Below are 17,644 nucleotides of genomic sequence, written 5' to 3' on the forward strand. Positions count from 1 at the left end.
CCCTCGATGATCTGGCATGGGAGGGCAGGGCATGGGGTTCCGCAGCACGATGATGGTGGCCGCAGCACTGGCGGCAGCAGTTTCGTTTGGCGCGGTGGCCGCGCCGATGTCCGGCAACCCGATCCTGCCGGGCTGGTATGCCGATCCTGAGGCGGCGGTGTTCGGCAAGACCTATTGGATCTTCCCGACCAGCTCGCGACCGTATGCCGAGCAGACCGCGTTCGACGCGTTTTCCTCACCCGACCTGGTGCAGTGGACCCGGCATCCGGGTGTGCTGAAGATCGAGGCGGTGTCCTGGGCAAAAGAAGCACTGTGGGCCCCGTCGGTGGTGGAGAAGGACGGAAAGTACTATTTCTTCTTCTCCGCCAACGACATCAAGAACGACAGCGAAGTGGGCGGCATCGGCGTGGCCGTGGCCGACCGGCCGGAGGGCCCGTACCGCGACCTGCTGGGCAAGCCGCTGATCGGTTCGTTCCACAACGGAGCGCAGCCCATCGACCAGTTCGTGTTCAAGGACGACGACGGCACCTGGTACATGCTCTACGGTGGCTGGAAGCACGCCAACATCGTGCGGTTGAAGGACGATTTCACCGGCATCGTGCCGCTGTCCGACGGCACGCTGTACAAGGAGATCACCCCCGCGCCGGAATATGTCGAGGGCTCGCTGATGTTCAAGCGCGGCGGCCGCTATTACTACATGTGGTCAGAGGGCGGCTGGGGTGAGCCGGACTATTCGGTGGCCTACGCCATTGCCGACGCGCCCACCGGGCCGTTCAAGCGGATCGGCCGGATCCTGCAGCAGGACCCGGCTGTCGCCACCAGCGCTGGCCACCATTCGCTCATCCATGCGCCTGACGATGACAGCTGGTACATCGTCTACCACCGCCGCCCGCTGGGCCGGACCGGCCGCAATGAACGGGCCACCGCCATCGATCGCATGGAGTTCGATGCGCAGGGGCATATCCTGCCCGTGAAGATGACCCACGAAGGCGTGCCGGCGCATCCTTTGCCCTGACGCGGTTTATGGCAAAGTTGCGCCATGGCTTACCCGCCATGGCTACAAGGAGAGCAGGGATGATGAACAGGAGCGTATGGGTGCTGGCGCTGTGCCTGATGGCCGGCGCGGCGATGGCTGACAGTGTCCGGTTCGGCAACAATCTGGTGAATTCGGGCGACAACGCAGGCCGGGTCGTCCAGGTGGCCGGCAAGCCGGACCGGGTCATCCAGGAAGAAAGTGACCAGGGCGGAAACCTGGGCGAGCGCTGGGAGTATTACCAGTCGCGCAAGACCGTCCAGATTGTTTTCCGGGACGGCCGGGTCACTGCCATCCGGGAAATCTTCAACTGACCACGCCGGCGGCGGACCATTTGTCCGCCAATGCGTTGCGCACCCCCGTGATGTGCCATGCTTCCTCCTTCCAACAGGGAGCATGCCGTCATGGCCAAGGGTCTGGACAAGCAGAAAGAGCAGAAGAAGAAACCTGCCAAGACTGCGAAGGAAAAGAAGGCGGAAAAAAACGAGAAGAAGAACACGCGCGGTTTCGCACCGACCTGATCCCTTCCGTTCGCTTCACCGCTTTCACAACGTAGGGGCTCTACCCCCGGCAGTACAAATACCGGTCGTGCAACCGTGCAAGTTCGGTTTCGCGGCCGGCGTTGCCGACGCATCCTGTCCCACCGGAACCGGGTAACTCCGATGCCGTTGCTGAGCTTCACCGACTTCGAGGCCTACGCAGACGCGCTCGCCGGCGTGGACGGCCTGATGCGCGTGACCGGACCGGTGGGCCGTGCATGGACGCTGGACATCCTGGACGCCGGTGACGTCACCGCGATGCTCGGCGTGGACGGCGCCCCGGCGCTGTACAACGGGCTGAGCCAGCCCGGTCGATACGTGGTCCACATCTCGCTGCCCGGCAGCGATGCGTTCATGCAGGGGAGCGCGACGGCCGATGACCAGTTCGTCTGGTTCGCACCGGGTGTGGAGGTGCACGGCTTTACCCGCAGGCAATCACAGTTCCTCGCGCTGGACATGGACGCCGCTGCGGTGGTGCAGCGTGCGCGCGAAGTGGCCGGACTGTTCGACGACCATATCGATCGTACCTACGCGGTGAATGTCGGCCGTGCCGAGATGGCACCGATCATCACCCTGGTCACCCGCGCACTGGCGATCCACCGGCAGAGCCCCAGCGTGTTCGATGAGCCCAGTGTGCGCCGCTCGTTCAGTGGCCAGGTGATCCACGCACTGCTGCGCTGCATGGTGCTGGCCAATCCCGAAGCCGTGCGGCGCACGCGCGGTCGGCCGACCTTGCCGCGCAACGAGATCATCCGCCTCAGCCTGGACCACATCCACAAGAGCATCCGGGGGGAAGCGGTGATCGGTGACCTGGTGCTGAGCGCGGGCACCTCGCAGCGTTCGTTGAGCCGCGCGTTCGATGAAGTGTTCGGCATGGGGCCGCACCAGTACTTCATGCTGGAACGGCTGCACGTGATCCGCAAGGCGCTGCGCGAGGCAACCCCGGGCGACACCGTCACCTCGGTGTGCGCACGCTACGGGGTGTGGGACCAAGGGCGCTTTGCCGGCATGTACCACCGCACGTTCGGCCTGCATCCGTCGATGGAGCTGGCGGCGGCGCTGGAGTCATGGCGGGCCAATACAACCGCCAGGGACAAACGCTGAGGCGCCGCGCCGCGGCCTAGCGTGTCTCAGCCAGTACCGCGCGCACGCGCGACGCCAGGGTATCCACGTTGAACGGCTTGCCGATCAGCTGTACGCCCGGGGCGATCACCCCATCGCGCTCCAGCGCGTTGCGGCTGTAGCCAGTGGTGAACAGCACCTTGAGATCCGGTCGGCGACGCAGGGCCTCGTCGGCCAGCTCGCGTCCGTTGACCTCCGGCATCACCACATCGGTGAAAAGCAGCGCGATGTCCGCATGCTGGTCAAGCAACACCAGCGCCGCGGCCGCGCCATCGGCGGCCAGCACGTCATAGCCCAGTGCAGTGAGCGCTTCCACCGAGAACTGCCGCACGGTCGGCTCGTCTTCCACTACCAGGATCAGCTCGCGGCTGCCTGCGGGCATCCGAAGCCCGGCCGGTGCCGCAGGCGCCACCGGCGCCACCTCGGCCACCAGTCGGGGCAGGTAGAGTTTCACCGTGGTTCCCCGGCCGATTTCCGAGCACAGCTTCACGTGGCCGGCCGACTGTTTGACGAACCCATAGACCTGCGACAGCCCCAGCCCGGTGCCCTGACCGACCTGCTTGGTGGTGAAGAACGGATCGAAGGCCTTGGCCACCACCTCGGGTGACATGCCGCAGCCGTTATCGGCCACGGTGATGAGGATGTACTCGCCACGGGGCACCCCGGGGTGCTGCTCGGCGTTGCCGGCGTCGATCGTGCAGTTGGACGTCTCCACTGCCAGCCGCCCGCCACCGGGCATGGCGTCGCGCGCGTTGACCGCCAGGTTGAGGATGACGTTCTCCAGCTGGTTGGCGTCGGCGAAGGCCAGCCACAGGTCGGCGGCCAGCAGGGTTTCCAGCCGGATCGTGCCCCCGAGCGAGTGCACGAACAGGTCGGACATGCCCGACACCAGCCGGTTGGCATCCACCGGCACCGGCTGCAGCGGCTGCTGGCGGGAAAACGCGAGCAGGCGCTGGGTAAGCTGGGCGGCGCGGTTGGCGCCATCGATGGCCATGTCGATGTAACGGCTGACCAGCGGGTCGCTCTCGCCCAGGCGCAGCGACAGCAGGTCCAGCGGTCCGATCACGGACGCGAGCATGTTGTTGAAATCGTGCGCGATACCGCCGGTGAGCTGGCCTACCGCTTCCATCTTCTGGCTCTGCCGGAGCGCATCCTCGACCCGGGTGCGCTCGGCGACTTCCTCTGCCACCCGGATCTCAAGGTGCTCATTAAGTTCCTTCAGGCGGGCCTCGGCGGCTTTGCGCGCGGTGACCTCGATCGCCACGCCGACCACGCGCACGCAGCGGTCGCCCTCGAAGTGGCCACGGCCCTTCGCCGCGACCCAGCGCACCACGCCGTCCTCCTTGCCGATGGTGCGGTATTCCACATCGTAAAGCGCGCGTTGCGCAGGATCGGCGGCGGCCGCGAAGGCGGCGCTGGTGGCCTCGCGGTCGAGCGGATGCAGGCCGTTATAGAAATCGTCCAGGCGCACCGCAACATCGGGTGAGATGCCGAACATCGCCTTGGTGCGCGGCGGCCAGATCAGCACGTCGTGCACCAGGTCCACGTCCCAGAAGCCCATGTCACCGGCCTCGGTGGCGAAACGCAGCCGTTCCTCGCTTTCGGCCAGGGCGGCTTCGGCTGCCTTGCGCCCGGACAGGTCGAGCATCGCGCCGATCATGCGCACCGGCTCGCCCGCCGTGCCGCGCAGTACCGCGCCGCGGTCCAGCACGTCCGCGTAGCTGCCATCGTCGCGGCGGAAGCGGTACTCGCCGTACCAGATCGTGCCGCCGCCGTCGATCACGGTGTGGATGTCGGCATCAATGCGCGGGCGGTCGTCGGGATGGATGTGGTCGAGCCACCACTGCGCGTCGGTTTCCATCCGGTCGTGGCCGAACAGGTCGGCCAGCGCCTCGTTCCAGACAACCTGGCCATCGGCCATGCGCCAATCCCAGATCGCATCGTTGGTGGCGCGTGCCGCCAACCGGTAGCGCTCTTCGATCTCCCGGTGACGTGCTTCGGCGGCCTTGCGCTCGGTGATGTCCAGCGAGGTGCCGATCAGCCCCACCACGTTGCCGTCGGCATCGCGCAGGGGGGCCTTGGTCGAGAGCCAGTAGGCGCGACGGCCGTCGGGGAAGCTGATGTCCTCCTCCAGCTGCTGGGACTGGCCGGTGGCCATGATGCGTTCATCGGTGGCCATCACGGCAGCCGCCTGCACCGGGTCGTTGAGCAGTTCCGCATCGGTGCGCCCGACGTACTGCTCCGGCGGCAGCCCGATCAGCTCGGTCGTGCCGTGGTTGCCCATCAACAGCCGGCCTTGGCGGTCCTTGGCGTAGACCACGCCGGGGGCCGCGTCCAGGAAGGAGCGCAGCAACGTCTGCGCCTGGTCGCGCTCGGTCTCGATCAGGCGGCGTTCGTCGATATCGATCAGCACGCCCTGGAACCCGGTGGCGCGCCCCTGCGCATCCAGGTCGACCCGGCCGATGGCCTCGATCCATCGGTACTCGCCGTCGGCATTGCGCGCGCGGTACTGGTGCGCATAACGCCCGCCGCGCATGAGCGCATCGCTGATGGCCGCTGCCAGCTCCGCATGATCGTCAGGGTGTACCGCGGACAGCACCTGCTCCAGGCGCAGCTCGCGATGCGATGAGCCCGGCTCCAGCCCGAATGCGTGGGTCAGCGCGTCGTCCACGGTCAGCCGGTCGTGGGCGACGTCCCAGAACCAGGTGCCGACGATGGCGCCGGCGGCCAATGCCATCTTCACCCGCTCGCTGTCGCGCCCGCTGTGCTTGTCTGTGGGGTCGGTAACGTTCAAGGAAGTCTCGCGGGCGAAGGATGCAGACGCAGGCCGGGTAGATTATCCGATCGTGTGTGGAGGGCATGAAGGTGGCCGACGGCCGCAGGGGCGACCCGCTGAAGCCTTCATTCCGGATCGCCCAGCGCCGCGCGCCGCGCACGGAACACTTCCGGGGTCTGCGGCTTCACGAACAGTGCGACCAGTTCGGGGTACTCGTGCTTGACCGCCTGTTCGATGCGGGTGATGCACGCTTCGATCTGCGGGGTGGTGCGGTCGTCCTCGAATTCGGCACTCAGCATGGCCACGACCTGGTCCGGCCCCATCTGCATGGTGGTCACGCCGTTGGCCTTGCGCAGGTCGGCATCGGTGTTGGCCACCGCCATGATCCGTCGGGCCACGCTGGGGTGCGCCGGCTCACCGACCAGCAGGCCCTTGGTCTCGCGCGCCAGCAGGAAGGCGGTGAGTGCCAGTACGCCGGCGATGCACAGCGAGGCAACGCCGTCGAGGACAGGCATGTCCAGCCACTGCGCGGCGGCCAGGCCGATCGCCGCGAAGGCAAGGCCGAGCAGGGCGGCGCTGTCTTCGAGCAGCACGGTGAACGTGGACGGATCCTTGCTGCGCCGGAAGGCTTCGAAATAGCCCATCGCGCCCTTGGTGGCGCGGAATTCGCGCAGCGCCACCCACCACGAGCCACCTTCGAACAGGAACGAGATACCCAGCACCACGTAGCTCACCGTGTGGTTGGTGGCCGGTTCCGGGTTGCGGATGTGCTGGATCCCTTCGTACGCCGATACGCCCGCGCCGGCGGCGAACACCAGCAGCGCCACGATGAAGCTCCAGAAGTACAGCTCACGGCCATAGCCGAACGGGTGCACGGTGTCGGGCTTCTTGTCGGCGCGGTGCAGGCCGTACAGCAGCAGGAGTTCATTGGTGGTGTCGACCAGCGAGTGCACGCCCTCGCTGAGCATCGCCGAACTGCCGGAAAGCCCGGCGGCGACGAACTTGGCGATGGCGATGCACAGGTTGCCGACCAGCGCGGCGTAGACAACAAGACGGGAGCCGGACGGCTTGGCCATGGCGTGCCTTCCGAGTGCAGTGCGCTGCTTAGAAGCGGATGGTGACCATCGGCGCGCTGCGGCGCGTGGCGCTGTCGCGCAGCACCGGTGCCGGGGCGGTACTGGCATCGAGGCGTGCGTGGCTGATGGCCTGGTGCGAGCCGCACTGTTCGCAGCGGAACAGCGCGCCACCGGGCAGGTGGATCAGCTGGCTGGACCCGCATGAGGAGGTCGTACCGCAATTGCAGTCCACGGTCAGCGAGAGGATCCGCTCGACACTGCCGGACGCGGCGTAGTTGGCTTCGAAGGAGCGGACAACGAAGGAGGGGGCGTCGGGCATCGTCGGTCCGGCTGGGGGTGGGGTTGGAACGAGCATCCATGGACGGCCGTGATGGCCTCGTGCAGCACCCGGATTCGATCTGTGTATACTATCCCCCAGTATAGTTCTCTGGTCGCGTTTCCGTGCCGCATTCCCCGGAAGAAAAGAAGAAGGTCCTGGCCCGGGTGCGGCGCATCCGCGGCCAGTGCGATGCGCTGGACCGCGCGCTGGAAGCCGGCGCCGAGTGCGGGCCGGTGCTCCAGCAGATCGCCGCCATCCGTGGCGCCGTCAACGGGCTGATGTCCGAAGTGATGGAAGCCCACCTGCGCGAAGAATTCGGCCAGCCGGCGCAGTCCGATGCGCAGCGTGCCGAGCGCGTGCGCGACATGAGCGCGCTGATCCGTTCCTACCTGAAGTAGGCGCGCGTCCTGCCGCGCGCTGTCCCGTCCTGTCATCTGTCCTGGAGCCCTCCCCATGAAATCCCGTGCTGCCGTTGCCTTCGCCGCTGGCGAACCGCTCAAGATCGTCGAAATCGACGTCGCCCCGCCGCAGAAGGGCGAAGTGCTGGTGCGCATCACCCACACCGGGGTCTGCCACACCGATGCCTTCACCCTGTCCGGCGATGATCCGGAAGGCCTGTTCCCGGCCGTGCTCGGCCATGAAGGTGCCGGCATCGTGGTGGAAGTGGGCGAGGGCGTGACCAGCGTCAAGCCGGGCGACCACGTCATTCCGCTGTACACCGCAGAGTGCGGCGAATGCCTGTTCTGCAAGAGCGGTAAGACCAACCTGTGCGTGGCCGTGCGCGCCACCCAGGGCAAGGGCGTGATGCCCGATGGCACCACCCGCTTCTCCTACAACGGCCAGCCGATCTACCACTACATGGGCTGCTCGACCTTCAGCGAGTACACCGTGGTGGCCGAAGTCTCGCTGGCGAAGATCAATCCGGAGGCCAAACCCGAACACGTGTGCCTGCTGGGCTGTGGCGTCACCACCGGCATCGGCGCGGTGCACAACACCGCCAAGGTGCAGGAAGGCGATTCGGTGGCCGTGTTCGGGCTGGGCGGCATCGGCCTGGCAGTGATCCAGGGCGCACGCCAGGCCAAGGCCGGCCGCATCTTCGCCATCGATACCAACCCGTCCAAGTTCGAGCTGGCCAAGCAGTTCGGCGCCACCGACTGCATCAACCCCAAGGACTTCGACAAGCCGATCCAGCAGGTCATCGTCGAAATGACCACCTGGGGCGTGGACCACACCTTCGAATGCATCGGCAACGTCAACGTGATGCGCGCGGCGCTGGAATGCGCGCACCGTGGCTGGGGCCAGTCGGTGATCATCGGTGTGGCCGGCTCGGGCCAGGAAATTTCCACCCGCCCGTTCCAGCTGGTCACCGGCCGCTCGTGGAAGGGCACTGCCTTCGGTGGCGTCAAGGGCCGCAGCCAGCTGCCGGGCATGGTTGAAGATGCGATGAAGGGAGATATCGAACTGGCGCCGTTCGTCACCCACACCATGGGCCTGGAAGCGATCAACGAAGCCTTCGACCTGATGCATGAAGGCAAGTCGATCCGTTCGGTCGTCCACTACTGATCACGGCGGGAATGCCCATGGAACGCATCGAACACCGCGCCGCCTTCGGCGGTTGGCAGGACGTGTACCAGCACCGCTCGGCGGTGCTCAACTGCGAAATGAAGGTGGCCGTGTACCTGCCGCCGCAGGCGGCCACGCAGAAGCTGCCGGTGCTGTATTGGCTGAGCGGGCTGACCTGTACCGAGCAGAACTTCATCACCAAGGCCGGCGCGCAGCGGTACGCGGCGGAACATGGCGTGATCCTGGTCGCTCCCGATACCAGCCCGCGCGGCGATGATGTGGCCGATGCCGAGGGCTACGACCTGGGCAAGGGCGCGGGGTTCTACCTCAATGCCACCGAGCAGCCCTGGGCGGCGCACTACCGCATGCACGACTACATCGTCGACGAGCTGCCGGCGCTGATCGAGGCGCACCTGCCGGCCAGTGGCGCGCGCAGCATCAGCGGGCATTCGATGGGCGGCCACGGCGCGCTGGTGATCGCGCTGCGCAATCCGGGGCGCTACCGCAGCGTCTCGGCGTTCTCGCCGATCGTGGCCCCGACCCGGGTGCCGTGGGGGCAGAAGGCCTTCGGCGCGTACCTGGGCGAGGATCGCAGCGGCTGGGCGCAGTGGGATGCCAGCGAACTGGTGGCCACGGCCACCGAAAAGCTGCCGCTGCTGGTCGACCAGGGCGCAGGCGATGAGTTCCTGGACAGCCAGCTGCAGCCGCAGTGGCTGCAGGCTGCGTGCACCGCGGCAGGGCATCCGCTGCAACTGCGGATGCAGCCGGGGTATGACCACAGTTATTACTTCATCGGTACGTTCATCGGCGAGCACATCGCGTATCACGCCAAGGCGTTGTACGCCTGACGCTTACGCGTCTTCTTCTTCCGCCGCTTCGCGGCCCTGCTGGCGGATCAGCGCTTCTTCGCGCGCATCGTTGATGGCGTGGCGCACGCTGTCCAGGTCGATGGTGGATTCGTCGTGGACGAATTCACCAGTCAGGGGGCTGTCCGGCAGCAGGTCACCGGCCTCGAACAACGCCCACATCTCTTCGCCGTACCAGGTGTCCAGCAGCTCGGGGGCCGAACGCCCCAGGTAGGCGGTGAGGTTGTTGACGTCGCGCAGCAGCATGCTGCGCGCGGCGTTGTTGCCACCGGCGCTCACCACCTGCGGGAAGTCGATCACCACCGGGCCATCGGGGCCTACCAGCACGTTGTACGGCGACAGATCGCCGTGGATCAGGCCGCAGCACAGCATCAGGACCACCTGGCGCACCAGGATCCGGTGGAACTCACGGGCCTGGTCCGGCTCCAGTTCGACCTCGCCCAAGCGCGCGGCGGAGAAGCCTTCGGCATCGGTCACCAGCTCCATCACCAGCACGCCGTGGAAGTACCCATGCGGCTCGGGCACGCGCACGCCGGCATCGCGCAGCTGGTACAGCGCATCGACCTCGGTGTTCTTCCAGGCGGTTTCCTGCTGCTTGCGGCCGTACTTGCTGGCCTTGCCCACCGCGCGCGCCTCGCGGCTGCCCCGCACCTTGCGGCCTTCCTGGTACTGCACGCGCTGCTGGAAGCTGCGCTGGGCCATGTCCTTGTATACCTTGGCGCAGCGCACGTCGTCGCCGCTGCGTACGACGTACACGGCCGCTTCCTTGCCGCTCTTGAGCGGGCGCAGTACTTCGTCGATCACGCCGTCTTCGATCAGCGCCTGCAGGCTTTCGGGGGTCTTCACGTAATCTCGGTCAGGAGGGCGGCGCCAATGCGCCAACCGGCAAGGGAGGGCCGGCGATTCTCGCACCTTCGCGGCGGCCGGGCCAATTGCGCACCCCATCCCGGTTCAGCCAGGCCGGCCGGGCAGGGCTCAGGGCAGGGCCTGCTCACCGCGCAGCACCGGGTAGGGATTGAGCGACTCCCCCTTCCACCATTGCTTCTCCGGCCCCAGCCGGTGGATCTCGAAGTGCAGGTGGGGGGCGTCCGGGCTGGCGTTGCCGGTATGCCCGACATAGCCGATCACGTCGCCGCGCTTGACCGCCTGCTTCTCGGCCAGCCCGTCGGCGTAGCGCTGCAGGTGCGCGTAGTAGTAGCAGTAGGTGCCGCCCGGCTCGAACTGGTACACGGTCAGCCCGCCGCGTTCGCTGTCGAACAGCTTCTCGATGGTGCCGTCGGCCACCGCCAGCACCGGCGTGCCCTCGGCGGCCAGGATATCGATGGCATCGTGCACCCGGCCCTGGCTGCGCGCATCGGTAAAGGTGTCCTGCAGCTGCGCGGCCGCGATCCCCTGCACCGGCAACAGCAGCCCCGACGGGGCTGCGGCAGCGCCTGGCCCTGCCTGGCTGCCTTCGGCAGGTGCTGCAGGTGCAAGCGGATCCGCCCCGGGTGCGCCAGGCCCTGCCTGGCGGCTTTCAGCCACGGGCGCCGCTGCCACCGGCGCGGCCACCACCTGCGCCGCAGCCGCCCCCTCCGGCACATCATTCCCGGACGCCAGCAACCACCACCCGGCCACGCCAATCACCACACCCAGTGCCAGCAATCGCGTCAGCATCGTCGTTTACTCCTGCATCACCACGGGCACCGAGGCGTCCACCGCATCGGCCACCTGCAGCGCGTCCCAGTTGGTCATCCGCACGCAGCCGTGCGATTCGGTCTTGCCCACGTGGCCCGGTTCGGGGGTGCCATGCAGGCCGTAATGCGGTTTGGAAATATCGATCCAGACCGGCCCCACCGGATTGTTCGGGCCCGGCGGCAGGGTGGCCTTGCGGTCGCCGGCCTTGGCATCCCAGAACAGCTTGGGGTTGTAGTGGAACGGCGGATCGCGGGAGATGCCCAGGATCTTCCATTCGCCGATCGGCAGCGGGTCGTGCTGGCTGCCCGACGACACCGGGAACTGCGCGTACACCTTGCCCTGCGCGTCATACAGGCGCAGCGTCGAATCGGACTTGTCGATCACCAGCTTGGCCGCCTTCGGCAGCGCAGCCGGAGCGATGTTCGGCACCTGGATCGTGCTGCCGGCCTTGCCCAGGTCCACCCCCGGGTTGAGCGCCTGCAGCAGCTTGGGATCGGCATGGAAGCGCTCGCCGAGTGCCTCGCCTACCGAGGTGAAGCCCATTGCCTTGAGCTTGGCCTGCTCGGCAGGCTTCTTCGGAATCGGCTGGAAGGGGCCCGCCACGTCTTCGGCGGTGAGGGTGTAGCTGGCCAGGGGCGGCGTGCTGTCCGGCTGCAGCGCCTGCCAGGTGGCGTCGTCGAGCTCGCCGGTCACCTTCAGCCCGCGCGCCGCCTGGAAGCCGGCCACCGCGCGCTTCTGGTTGGAGCCCACCACGCCGTCGATCTGGCCCGGCGAAAAGTGCGCCCGGTCCAGCAGCACCTGCGCATGCAGGTCCGAGCGCGGGCCGGTGGCCACGCCGCCGTCTTCAGCGATGGGCGCGGGCAGGGTGGCCGGTGTCTGTGCCAGTGCCGGGGTTGCGGCGGCCAGGGCAAGGGCAAGCAGGGAAGCGGAAGCAGGCAGGCGCAGCGGCATCGAATACTCCAGGGCAGGTTCAACCCCACCATGCCGGAGCGCGCTGCACAGGCCCTGTGAAATGCCTGACGGGCAGCTGACCGGCAACGCGATGTGGTGGCGTCGCCGGTCGGGTCGGTTTTTACCGGACGTCGCGCAGTTCCCAGTGGTGGCCGGCGAGCAGGCGCAGCCGCTCCTTCAGCACATCGCTGTTGATGGTGGTGCTGACCACCAGGTTGATGCGCAGGTCCTTCTGCTCACCCGTCACGGTCGCATTCGGGTCGGTTGCACCCCACTGCGGCTCGACGGCATCGGGATCCGGCTGCTTGGCGCGCCAGCGGTCGAACAGGCCCGTGGTGCGCAGCGCGGCCTGCAGCTCCTCGGCGAAGCCGCCGGCGCTCTGCGAACGGAAAGAGAGATCGGCATCGTTGCCGTGTGCCTTGGAAGGGTCCGGCAGGCTGATGAAATACTGCGACATGGTGGTCTCCGTTGAATGCGCCAAGGCTGGCAGATGCGCGGTGGAATCGGTGTGCAGAAACCGGCCGCTCGTCCGCTGGCTCAGGCGCTGAAGGTGTGCGGTTCGTCGGCAAAACCAATCGTGACCGCGCCCTTGCCCACGTTGACCATGCCGGTCAGGCTCATCACCGATTCGTACACGTCCACCCCGTGCGCCCTGCAGGTCTCGCGCAGGCTGGCATAGCCCGGCAGCGCCTGCAGGTCGGCCAGTTCGCCGCCATAGCTCACGCACACCGTGGGCGTCATCAGGCCGCCCTTGACCCGCTGGCCGACGAAGTCGAACAGCTTCTGCACCGCGTTGTCGAAGCCCTTGATCTTGGCCACCGGGCCGGTGGTGCCGCGGTAGCCGTGCAGCACCGGTTTGATGTCCAGCGCGCTGCCCAGCGCCGCGCTGATCAGGCCCACGCTGCGGTCGCCCTTGTGGCGGGCGCGGGCGCGCATGTAATACAGGTCGCGGGTGACCATGTACCCGTGCACGTTCAAGGCCAGCTGCTCCAGCCGCTCGCGGATCTGCTGCACGCCGGCGCCGCTGTCGCGCAGGCGCACCGCTTCCACTGCAGTCACGCCCTGCGCGGCGAACAGGTTCTGGGTGTCCAGCACGCGCAGCGCGAACGGCGAGTTGTGGCCCGCTGCCTGGCGCACCGGCTTGTAGTCGTTGAGGATGGCGAAGCTGGCCTGCATCGCGTTGTCGTGGATCGGGCTGCGGGTCTTGGTGATCGTCATGCAGAACACATGGTCGTAATCGATCACCAGCTTGCCCAGGAACAGATCACGGATCTGCACCACGCTGAAGGGAATGGTTTCGGCCTCGGCGCCATGCTCGGCCACGTGGGCGTGCAGGAAACTCAGGGTGGCCTGTTCGTCGCGGTGGTCGGCCAGCACGGCCTCGCCAATCCGGACGGTGATGGGCAGCAGCACGATGTTGTGCTGCTGGATGAAGTCCTGCGGTAGATCACAGGCAGAGTCGACCACGATTCCGATGCGCATCCTGTTTGCCCCCTCCAGGCAGGGTGTCCGTTCGAAAGTGTGAAAGCTATCTCAAATCGCGTCCGGCTGCCTGACCACGCCGGTCAGCTTGGCCGGCTGCGCTCCACCGCCACCGGCAGCGTGTCGATCCGCTGCCATTCCGGCTGCTGCAGCAGACCGGGGTCGGCCAGCACCGCCGCCATCAGCGCGTGGCTTTCGTTGCCCCAGAACAGCTCGCCATCGATGGACAGGGTGGGGACCCCGAACACGCCCGCCGCGATAGCCGCCTCGGTGTTCTGGCGCAGCTGTTCCTTGACCGACGGCGCCGAGACGGCGGCCACGACGTCGCCCACGTCCAGCATTGCCGCCGGCAGGGCCAGGGCCTGTGGCGTATCGGCCGAGCGGCCGTCGCGCCAGATCCAGTTGAACAGGATGTCCACCGACGCCGGCGTGGCGTCCGCCGCCAGGCACAGGCGCAGGGCCGCCAGCGGGTTGAACGGGTGGCCGGGCGGGAAGCGCAGCGGCACGCCCTGCTGCTGCGCCTGCCACAGCACCTGGCGGTAGGTGAAGCGCCGCTTGGCCGGGATTTCGGCCGGGCCCAGGTTGCCCAGGTGGTGCAGCACCGCGCCCAGCGCGATCGGCACCGGGGTGATGCGCTCGAACTGCGGCAGCGTTTTCAGCTGCTGCCAGTGCAGGTAGGCGAACGGTGAGACGAAATCGAAGTACCAGCGCAGGGTCATGACGTTCCTTGGCGGTGCAGCCAGGCAGGGCCTGGCTCTACGGGTGGGTGAGCGGACCTTATCGCGAATACGCCCTGGGTTCGCGGGTGGCCGGGGCGGCGTAGCGGTCGCGCAGTTCGGTCTGGCGCGAGCGCATCTGCATGGCACGGCCCCCCAGCCAGACCTGCTCGGCGTAGTGGCCCACGTCCAGCGGGTCGCCTTCCCACAGCACCAGGTCGGCCAGCTTGCCCGGCTCGATGCTGCCCAGCGTGTCACCCACGCCCAGCACCTGCGCCGGTACCCGGGTCAGCCCGGCCAGGCCATCCTGCCAGGGCAGGCCGTTGGCCACGGCATTACCGGCCAGCTGCCGCATCTTGCGCGCGTTGTGCGAGGCATCGTCGCGCTGGGCGAAGCTGACCTGCACCCCGGCGGCGTGCAGCCGCGCGGCATTTTCCAGGGTCGCACCGAGCTGGTCGAAGCTGGTGGGCAGGTTGCCCAGCGCATCGACGAACACCGGCACCTTCGCCTGGGCCAACAGCGGCGCCACCCGCCACGCCTCGGCACCGCCGGCAATGGCGATGCTCACCTTCTCGCGCGCCGCCCAGCGCAGCAGCTGGCGGATGTCCGCCGCGCGGTCCACCTCCACCACCAGCCGCCCCTGGCCGGCCAGGTAGCGGGCCAGCGTGGCGCGGCCGGCGGGGGTGAGCAGGGCATGCGGCGAATCGACCGCTACCCGGTTGCGCGCTTCGCTCACCATCTGCTCCAGCAGCATCCACTGCGCCGCCCGCGAGCTGCCGGTGAGTTCGGCACCGGACGCGCCGAGCCGGATGAACAGCGCGCGCGGGCCGATCGGATCGGCACTGCCGTCCAGCCGCATCACCCCGCCCTGGCCGGCGATGAAGCTGCCACTGGTGTTGGCCCCCAGCGCGGTGAAGCCGATGCCGTCCAGCCGTGCCACCGGGATCAGTACCGAGGCCGGGTTGTAGGCCAGCGTCACGTCGAACTCGGGGCGCAGCGGCTGGTCTTCCAGCTTGAGGCCGCTGTCCACCGTGGTGGACTCACCGGACACTTCGTCGATGCCGATGTCGGTGATGCCGCCAAACAACGCCGGGGTGAGCGGGCGACCGTTGGCCTCCACCACGGTGGCGCCGGCCGGCGCGACCAGTCCGGTGCCCACGGCGCGGATCACGCCGCCCTGGACCAGCACATCGCCGTGCTCCAGGCTGCCGCGCGCGCTGGCGGTGTGTACGGTGGCATTGCGGATCAGCAGATCCTGCGCCCAGCTCGCCGGCGCGGCGCCAAGCAATGCCAGCACCAGCAGGCTGCGCTGCAGTACGCGGGTGCCGGTCATGGGCGTGCCTCCTGGCCGAGCATGAAGTCCGACAGTGGCTGCCGGCGCACGTCCTGGCGGTCGTAGACCTGGTGGCCGTCGATGTAGACCTTCTCGGCCAGCGCGTAGGAACTGAAGGGGCTGCCGTTCCACACCACCACATCGCCCATCTTGCCCACCTCCAGGCTGCCGGTCTGCTTCTCCACGCCCAGCGAGCGGGCGGCGTTGAAGGTCAGCCAACCGATGGCGCGCTCGGGCGCGATCTGCATGCCGGCGCGGCGCGCGTTGGCGATCACCTTGGCCGCCTCCTGGTTGAGCCGCTGGATGCCTTCGGGCGAATCCGAATGCACGATCGCGCAGCTGTTGGCCGGGCGGTCCACCAGCGCGATGTTTTCCTGGATGCCGTCGAAGGCTTCCATCTTGAAGCCCCACCAGTCGGCCCAGAGCGCACCGCAGACGCCTTCGGCCGCCAGCCGGTCGGCCAGCTTGTAGGCCTCCACGCCGTGGTGGAACGCGGCGATCTTGAAGCCGAACTCCTTGGACAGGTCCAGCATGGTGGCCATTTCATCGGCGCGGTAGCAGTGGATGTGCACGCGGATGTCGCCGTCGATGGCGCCGGCCAGCGTGTCCAGCTTCAGGTCGCGCTTGCCACCGGTATCGCCGGCGCTGTCGCCCTTGTCGCTGCCGCCGAACCAGCGCTTCTTCTTGACCTTCTTCGGGGCGTTCTTGGCCAGGTATTCGCTGGCGTCGATGAAGGCAGCGCGGTAGCCGGCCACGTTGCCCATGCGCGTACCCGGCGCAACACCTTTGCCGCCGCCATACACCCGCTTGGGGTTTTCGCCGCAGGCCATCTTCAGGCCCCACGGCGCGCCGGGGAACTTCATGGCCTGGTAGGTGGTGGCCGGGACGTTCTTCAAGGTCACCCCGCGCCCGCCGACCAGGTTGGCCGAGCCGGGCAGTACCTGCATCGAGGTCACCCCGCCGGCCAGCGCGGCGGCAAAGCCCGGGTCCTGCGGCCATACCGAATGCTCGGCCCACACGTTGGCGGTCACCGGTGCAGTCATTTCATTGCCATCCGCATGCGCGCCGACCCCGGGGCTGGGATACACGCCCAGGTGCGAATGCACGTCGATGATGCCGGGGGTGACCCACTTGCCGGTGCCATCGACCTGCACCGCGTTGGCCGGTGCCTCCAGCGCGCTGCCCAGCGCGGCGATGCGGCCATCGCGCAGCAGCAGGTCGGCCTGCTCCAGGCGCGCGCCGGTGCCGGTAAGCACGGTGGCGTTGCGGATCAGCACCGGGGCCGAGGTGATCGGCGCATAGGTGCTGGGGTAAGGGTCCTGGGTGAAGCGCGATGCTGCCGGCGCCGAAGGCGCAGCCAAGGTGAACAGCGCCAGGCCCAGCCCGGCGGTCAATCGTGTACGCATGTCATCCCCGATGCGGCGTGAAAGATCCCCCGCGACGCTAGCCGCTGGCCGGCGCGTTGCCAAGTGGCCAAGTGCATGCCCGGTCCGCAGCCCTCTTGCCAAGAAAACCATATCCAGATCGGTATCGAGGCGCTTAAGCTTATATGGCGCAACGGCAAGTCGGTCCGCCACCTGCGCGTTGACGAATGATGGTAATGGCATGGGTGGGCGCCGGGATGGCGCGCCGCCCGCAGGGGTAGTGAATGGACGTGGCGGCACAAGTAGTGGAATTCTGGCGCAACGCGGGACCGCAGCAGTGGTTCGCGCGCGATGACGCGTTCGATGCGCGTTTTCGCGAGGCATTCCTCGACGAACACTTCGCTGCCGCACGCCGTGCGCGCGAGCATTGGCTGGAAACGGCCGATGGCGCGCTGGCGCTGATGATCCTGCTCGACCAGTTTCCGCGCAACTGCTTCCGCGACACCGCCCATTCCTACGCCACCGACGGCCTGGCCCGCCACTACGCCATGCGCGCGGTGGAAGAAGGCCTGGACCTGCAGCTGGTGCCCAAGCTGCGCGCCTTCATCTACCTGCCGTTCGAGCATTCCGAAGACCCGCAGGACCAGGAACGTTCGGTCGCCATGTTCGACGTGCTGGGCGACAAGGAATACCTGCAGTATGCCGAACTGCACCGCGACATCATCCGCCGCTTCGGGCGCTTCCCGCACCGCAATGCGGTGCTGGGGCGGATGCCAACGCCGGAAGAACTGGACTACCTCGCCGAAGGCGGGTTCGCCGGCTGACAA

18 protein-coding genes and 1 pseudogene are annotated in these 17,644 nt (G+C 67.6%); 8 read left to right on the forward strand and 11 right to left on the reverse strand.

Going from position 1 to position 17,644, the window contains the following annotated elements; all coding sequences use genetic code 11:
* Positions 1-31 precede the first annotated feature (31 nt).
* The 3 genes from QE395_RS03230 to QE395_RS03240 all read left to right on the forward strand — a co-directional run bounded on the left by QE395_RS03230 (position 32) and on the right by QE395_RS03240 (position 2,676).
* Positions 32-1,015 carry a glycoside hydrolase family 43 protein gene (locus tag QE395_RS03230; protein ID WP_249833089.1) on the forward strand — a complete coding sequence of 328 codons (984 nt, stop codon included), beginning with the start codon at positions 32-34 and terminating at the stop codon, positions 1,013-1,015.
* Between the two features lie 80 nt (positions 1,016-1,095).
* On the forward strand, positions 1,096-1,347 hold the full coding sequence (locus QE395_RS03235) for a DUF2845 domain-containing protein (protein ID WP_141236195.1): 252 nt from the start codon (positions 1,096-1,098) through the stop codon (positions 1,345-1,347).
* 348 nt (positions 1,348-1,695) lie between these two features.
* A complete protein-coding gene (locus tag QE395_RS03240; protein WP_306987550.1) occupies positions 1,696-2,676 on the forward strand; it encodes an AraC family transcriptional regulator in 981 nt (326 codons plus the stop codon).
* 16 nt (positions 2,677-2,692) lie between these two features.
* On the opposite strand, the gene QE395_RS03245 is transcribed toward QE395_RS03240, so the two are convergent.
* From QE395_RS03245 to QE395_RS03255, 3 genes are all read right to left on the reverse strand, one after another.
* Positions 2,693-5,488, reverse strand: a complete 2,796-nt coding sequence (locus tag QE395_RS03245; RefSeq protein WP_249833087.1) for a PAS domain-containing protein — start codon at positions 5,486-5,488, stop codon at positions 2,693-2,695.
* 107 nt (positions 5,489-5,595) lie between these two features.
* Positions 5,596-6,546 carry a cation diffusion facilitator family transporter gene (locus QE395_RS03250; protein ID WP_249833086.1) on the reverse strand — a complete coding sequence of 317 codons (951 nt, stop codon included), beginning with the start codon at positions 6,544-6,546 and terminating at the stop codon, positions 5,596-5,598.
* Between the two features lie 28 nt (positions 6,547-6,574).
* Positions 6,575-6,865 (reverse strand): hypothetical protein, encoded by a 291-nt coding sequence (locus tag QE395_RS03255; protein ID WP_217538555.1) that lies wholly within the window; start codon positions 6,863-6,865, stop codon positions 6,575-6,577.
* 122 nt (positions 6,866-6,987) lie between these two features.
* Here QE395_RS03255 and frmR point away from each other — a divergent pair, with 122 nt between their 5' ends.
* Genes frmR through fghA form a run of 3 tightly spaced genes read left to right on the forward strand, consistent with a single transcriptional unit; the run spans position 6,988 to position 9,276 of the window.
* A complete protein-coding gene (frmR, locus tag QE395_RS03260; protein WP_068853984.1) occupies positions 6,988-7,263 on the forward strand; it encodes a formaldehyde-responsive transcriptional repressor FrmR in 276 nt (91 codons plus the stop codon).
* Positions 7,264-7,318: 55 nt separating this feature from the next.
* A complete protein-coding gene (locus tag QE395_RS03265) occupies positions 7,319-8,428 on the forward strand; it encodes an S-(hydroxymethyl)glutathione dehydrogenase/class III alcohol dehydrogenase (RefSeq protein WP_306987552.1) in 1,110 nt (369 codons plus the stop codon).
* A 17-nt stretch (positions 8,429-8,445) separates the two neighbouring features.
* Entirely contained in the window at positions 8,446-9,276 is an 831-nt protein-coding gene (gene fghA, locus QE395_RS03270) for an S-formylglutathione hydrolase (protein ID WP_306987553.1), read from the forward strand.
* Between the two features lie 3 nt (positions 9,277-9,279).
* On the opposite strand, the gene QE395_RS03275 is transcribed toward fghA, so the two are convergent.
* The 8 genes from QE395_RS03275 to QE395_RS03310 form a co-directional block, all read right to left on the reverse strand.
* Positions 9,280-10,140 carry a PA4780 family RIO1-like protein kinase gene (locus QE395_RS03275; protein WP_068853981.1) on the reverse strand — a complete coding sequence of 287 codons (861 nt, stop codon included), beginning with the start codon at positions 10,138-10,140 and terminating at the stop codon, positions 9,280-9,282.
* A gap of 129 nt (positions 10,141-10,269) precedes the next feature.
* Positions 10,270-10,950 (reverse strand): M23 family metallopeptidase, encoded by a 681-nt coding sequence (locus QE395_RS03280; RefSeq protein WP_306987554.1) that lies wholly within the window; start codon positions 10,948-10,950, stop codon positions 10,270-10,272.
* Between the two features lie 6 nt (positions 10,951-10,956).
* A complete protein-coding gene (locus tag QE395_RS03285) occupies positions 10,957-11,922 on the reverse strand; it encodes a L,D-transpeptidase family protein (protein ID WP_306987555.1) in 966 nt (321 codons plus the stop codon).
* 121 nt (positions 11,923-12,043) lie between these two features.
* Positions 12,044-12,379, reverse strand: a complete 336-nt coding sequence (locus QE395_RS03290; protein WP_093533574.1) for a hypothetical protein — start codon at positions 12,377-12,379, stop codon at positions 12,044-12,046.
* Positions 12,380-12,459: 80 nt separating this feature from the next.
* Positions 12,460-13,404, reverse strand: coding sequence for a DegV family protein (locus QE395_RS03295; RefSeq protein WP_306987557.1), 945 nt, complete (start codon positions 13,402-13,404; stop codon positions 12,460-12,462).
* Between the two features lie 83 nt (positions 13,405-13,487).
* A complete protein-coding gene (locus tag QE395_RS03300; protein ID WP_306987559.1) occupies positions 13,488-14,123 on the reverse strand; it encodes a DsbA family protein in 636 nt (211 codons plus the stop codon).
* A gap of 58 nt (positions 14,124-14,181) precedes the next feature.
* Positions 14,182-15,453, reverse strand: a complete 1,272-nt coding sequence (locus tag QE395_RS03305; RefSeq protein ID WP_306987561.1) for an amidohydrolase family protein — start codon at positions 15,451-15,453, stop codon at positions 14,182-14,184.
* Positions 15,450-16,859 (reverse strand): amidohydrolase, encoded by a 1,410-nt coding sequence (locus tag QE395_RS03310; RefSeq protein WP_306987562.1) that lies wholly within the window; start codon positions 16,857-16,859, stop codon positions 15,450-15,452. The genes QE395_RS03305 and QE395_RS03310 overlap by 4 nt, the downstream gene beginning before the upstream one ends.
* A gap of 102 nt (positions 16,860-16,961) precedes the next feature.
* On the opposite strand from QE395_RS03310, the pseudogene QE395_RS03315 reads away from it, so the two are divergent.
* A pseudogene (locus tag QE395_RS03315) lies at positions 16,962-17,048 on the forward strand (AMP nucleosidase); the annotation flags it as partial.
* 53 nt (positions 17,049-17,101) lie between these two features.
* Positions 17,102-17,641: a DUF924 family protein gene (locus QE395_RS03320; protein ID WP_095362913.1), complete on the forward strand. Its 540-nt coding sequence runs from the start codon at positions 17,102-17,104 to the stop codon at positions 17,639-17,641.
* Positions 17,642-17,644 lie beyond the last annotated feature (3 nt).

This window comes from Stenotrophomonas sp. SORGH_AS_0282, from assembly GCF_030818125.1.
GTDB lineage: Bacteria > Pseudomonadota > Gammaproteobacteria > Xanthomonadales > Xanthomonadaceae > Stenotrophomonas > Stenotrophomonas rhizophila_A.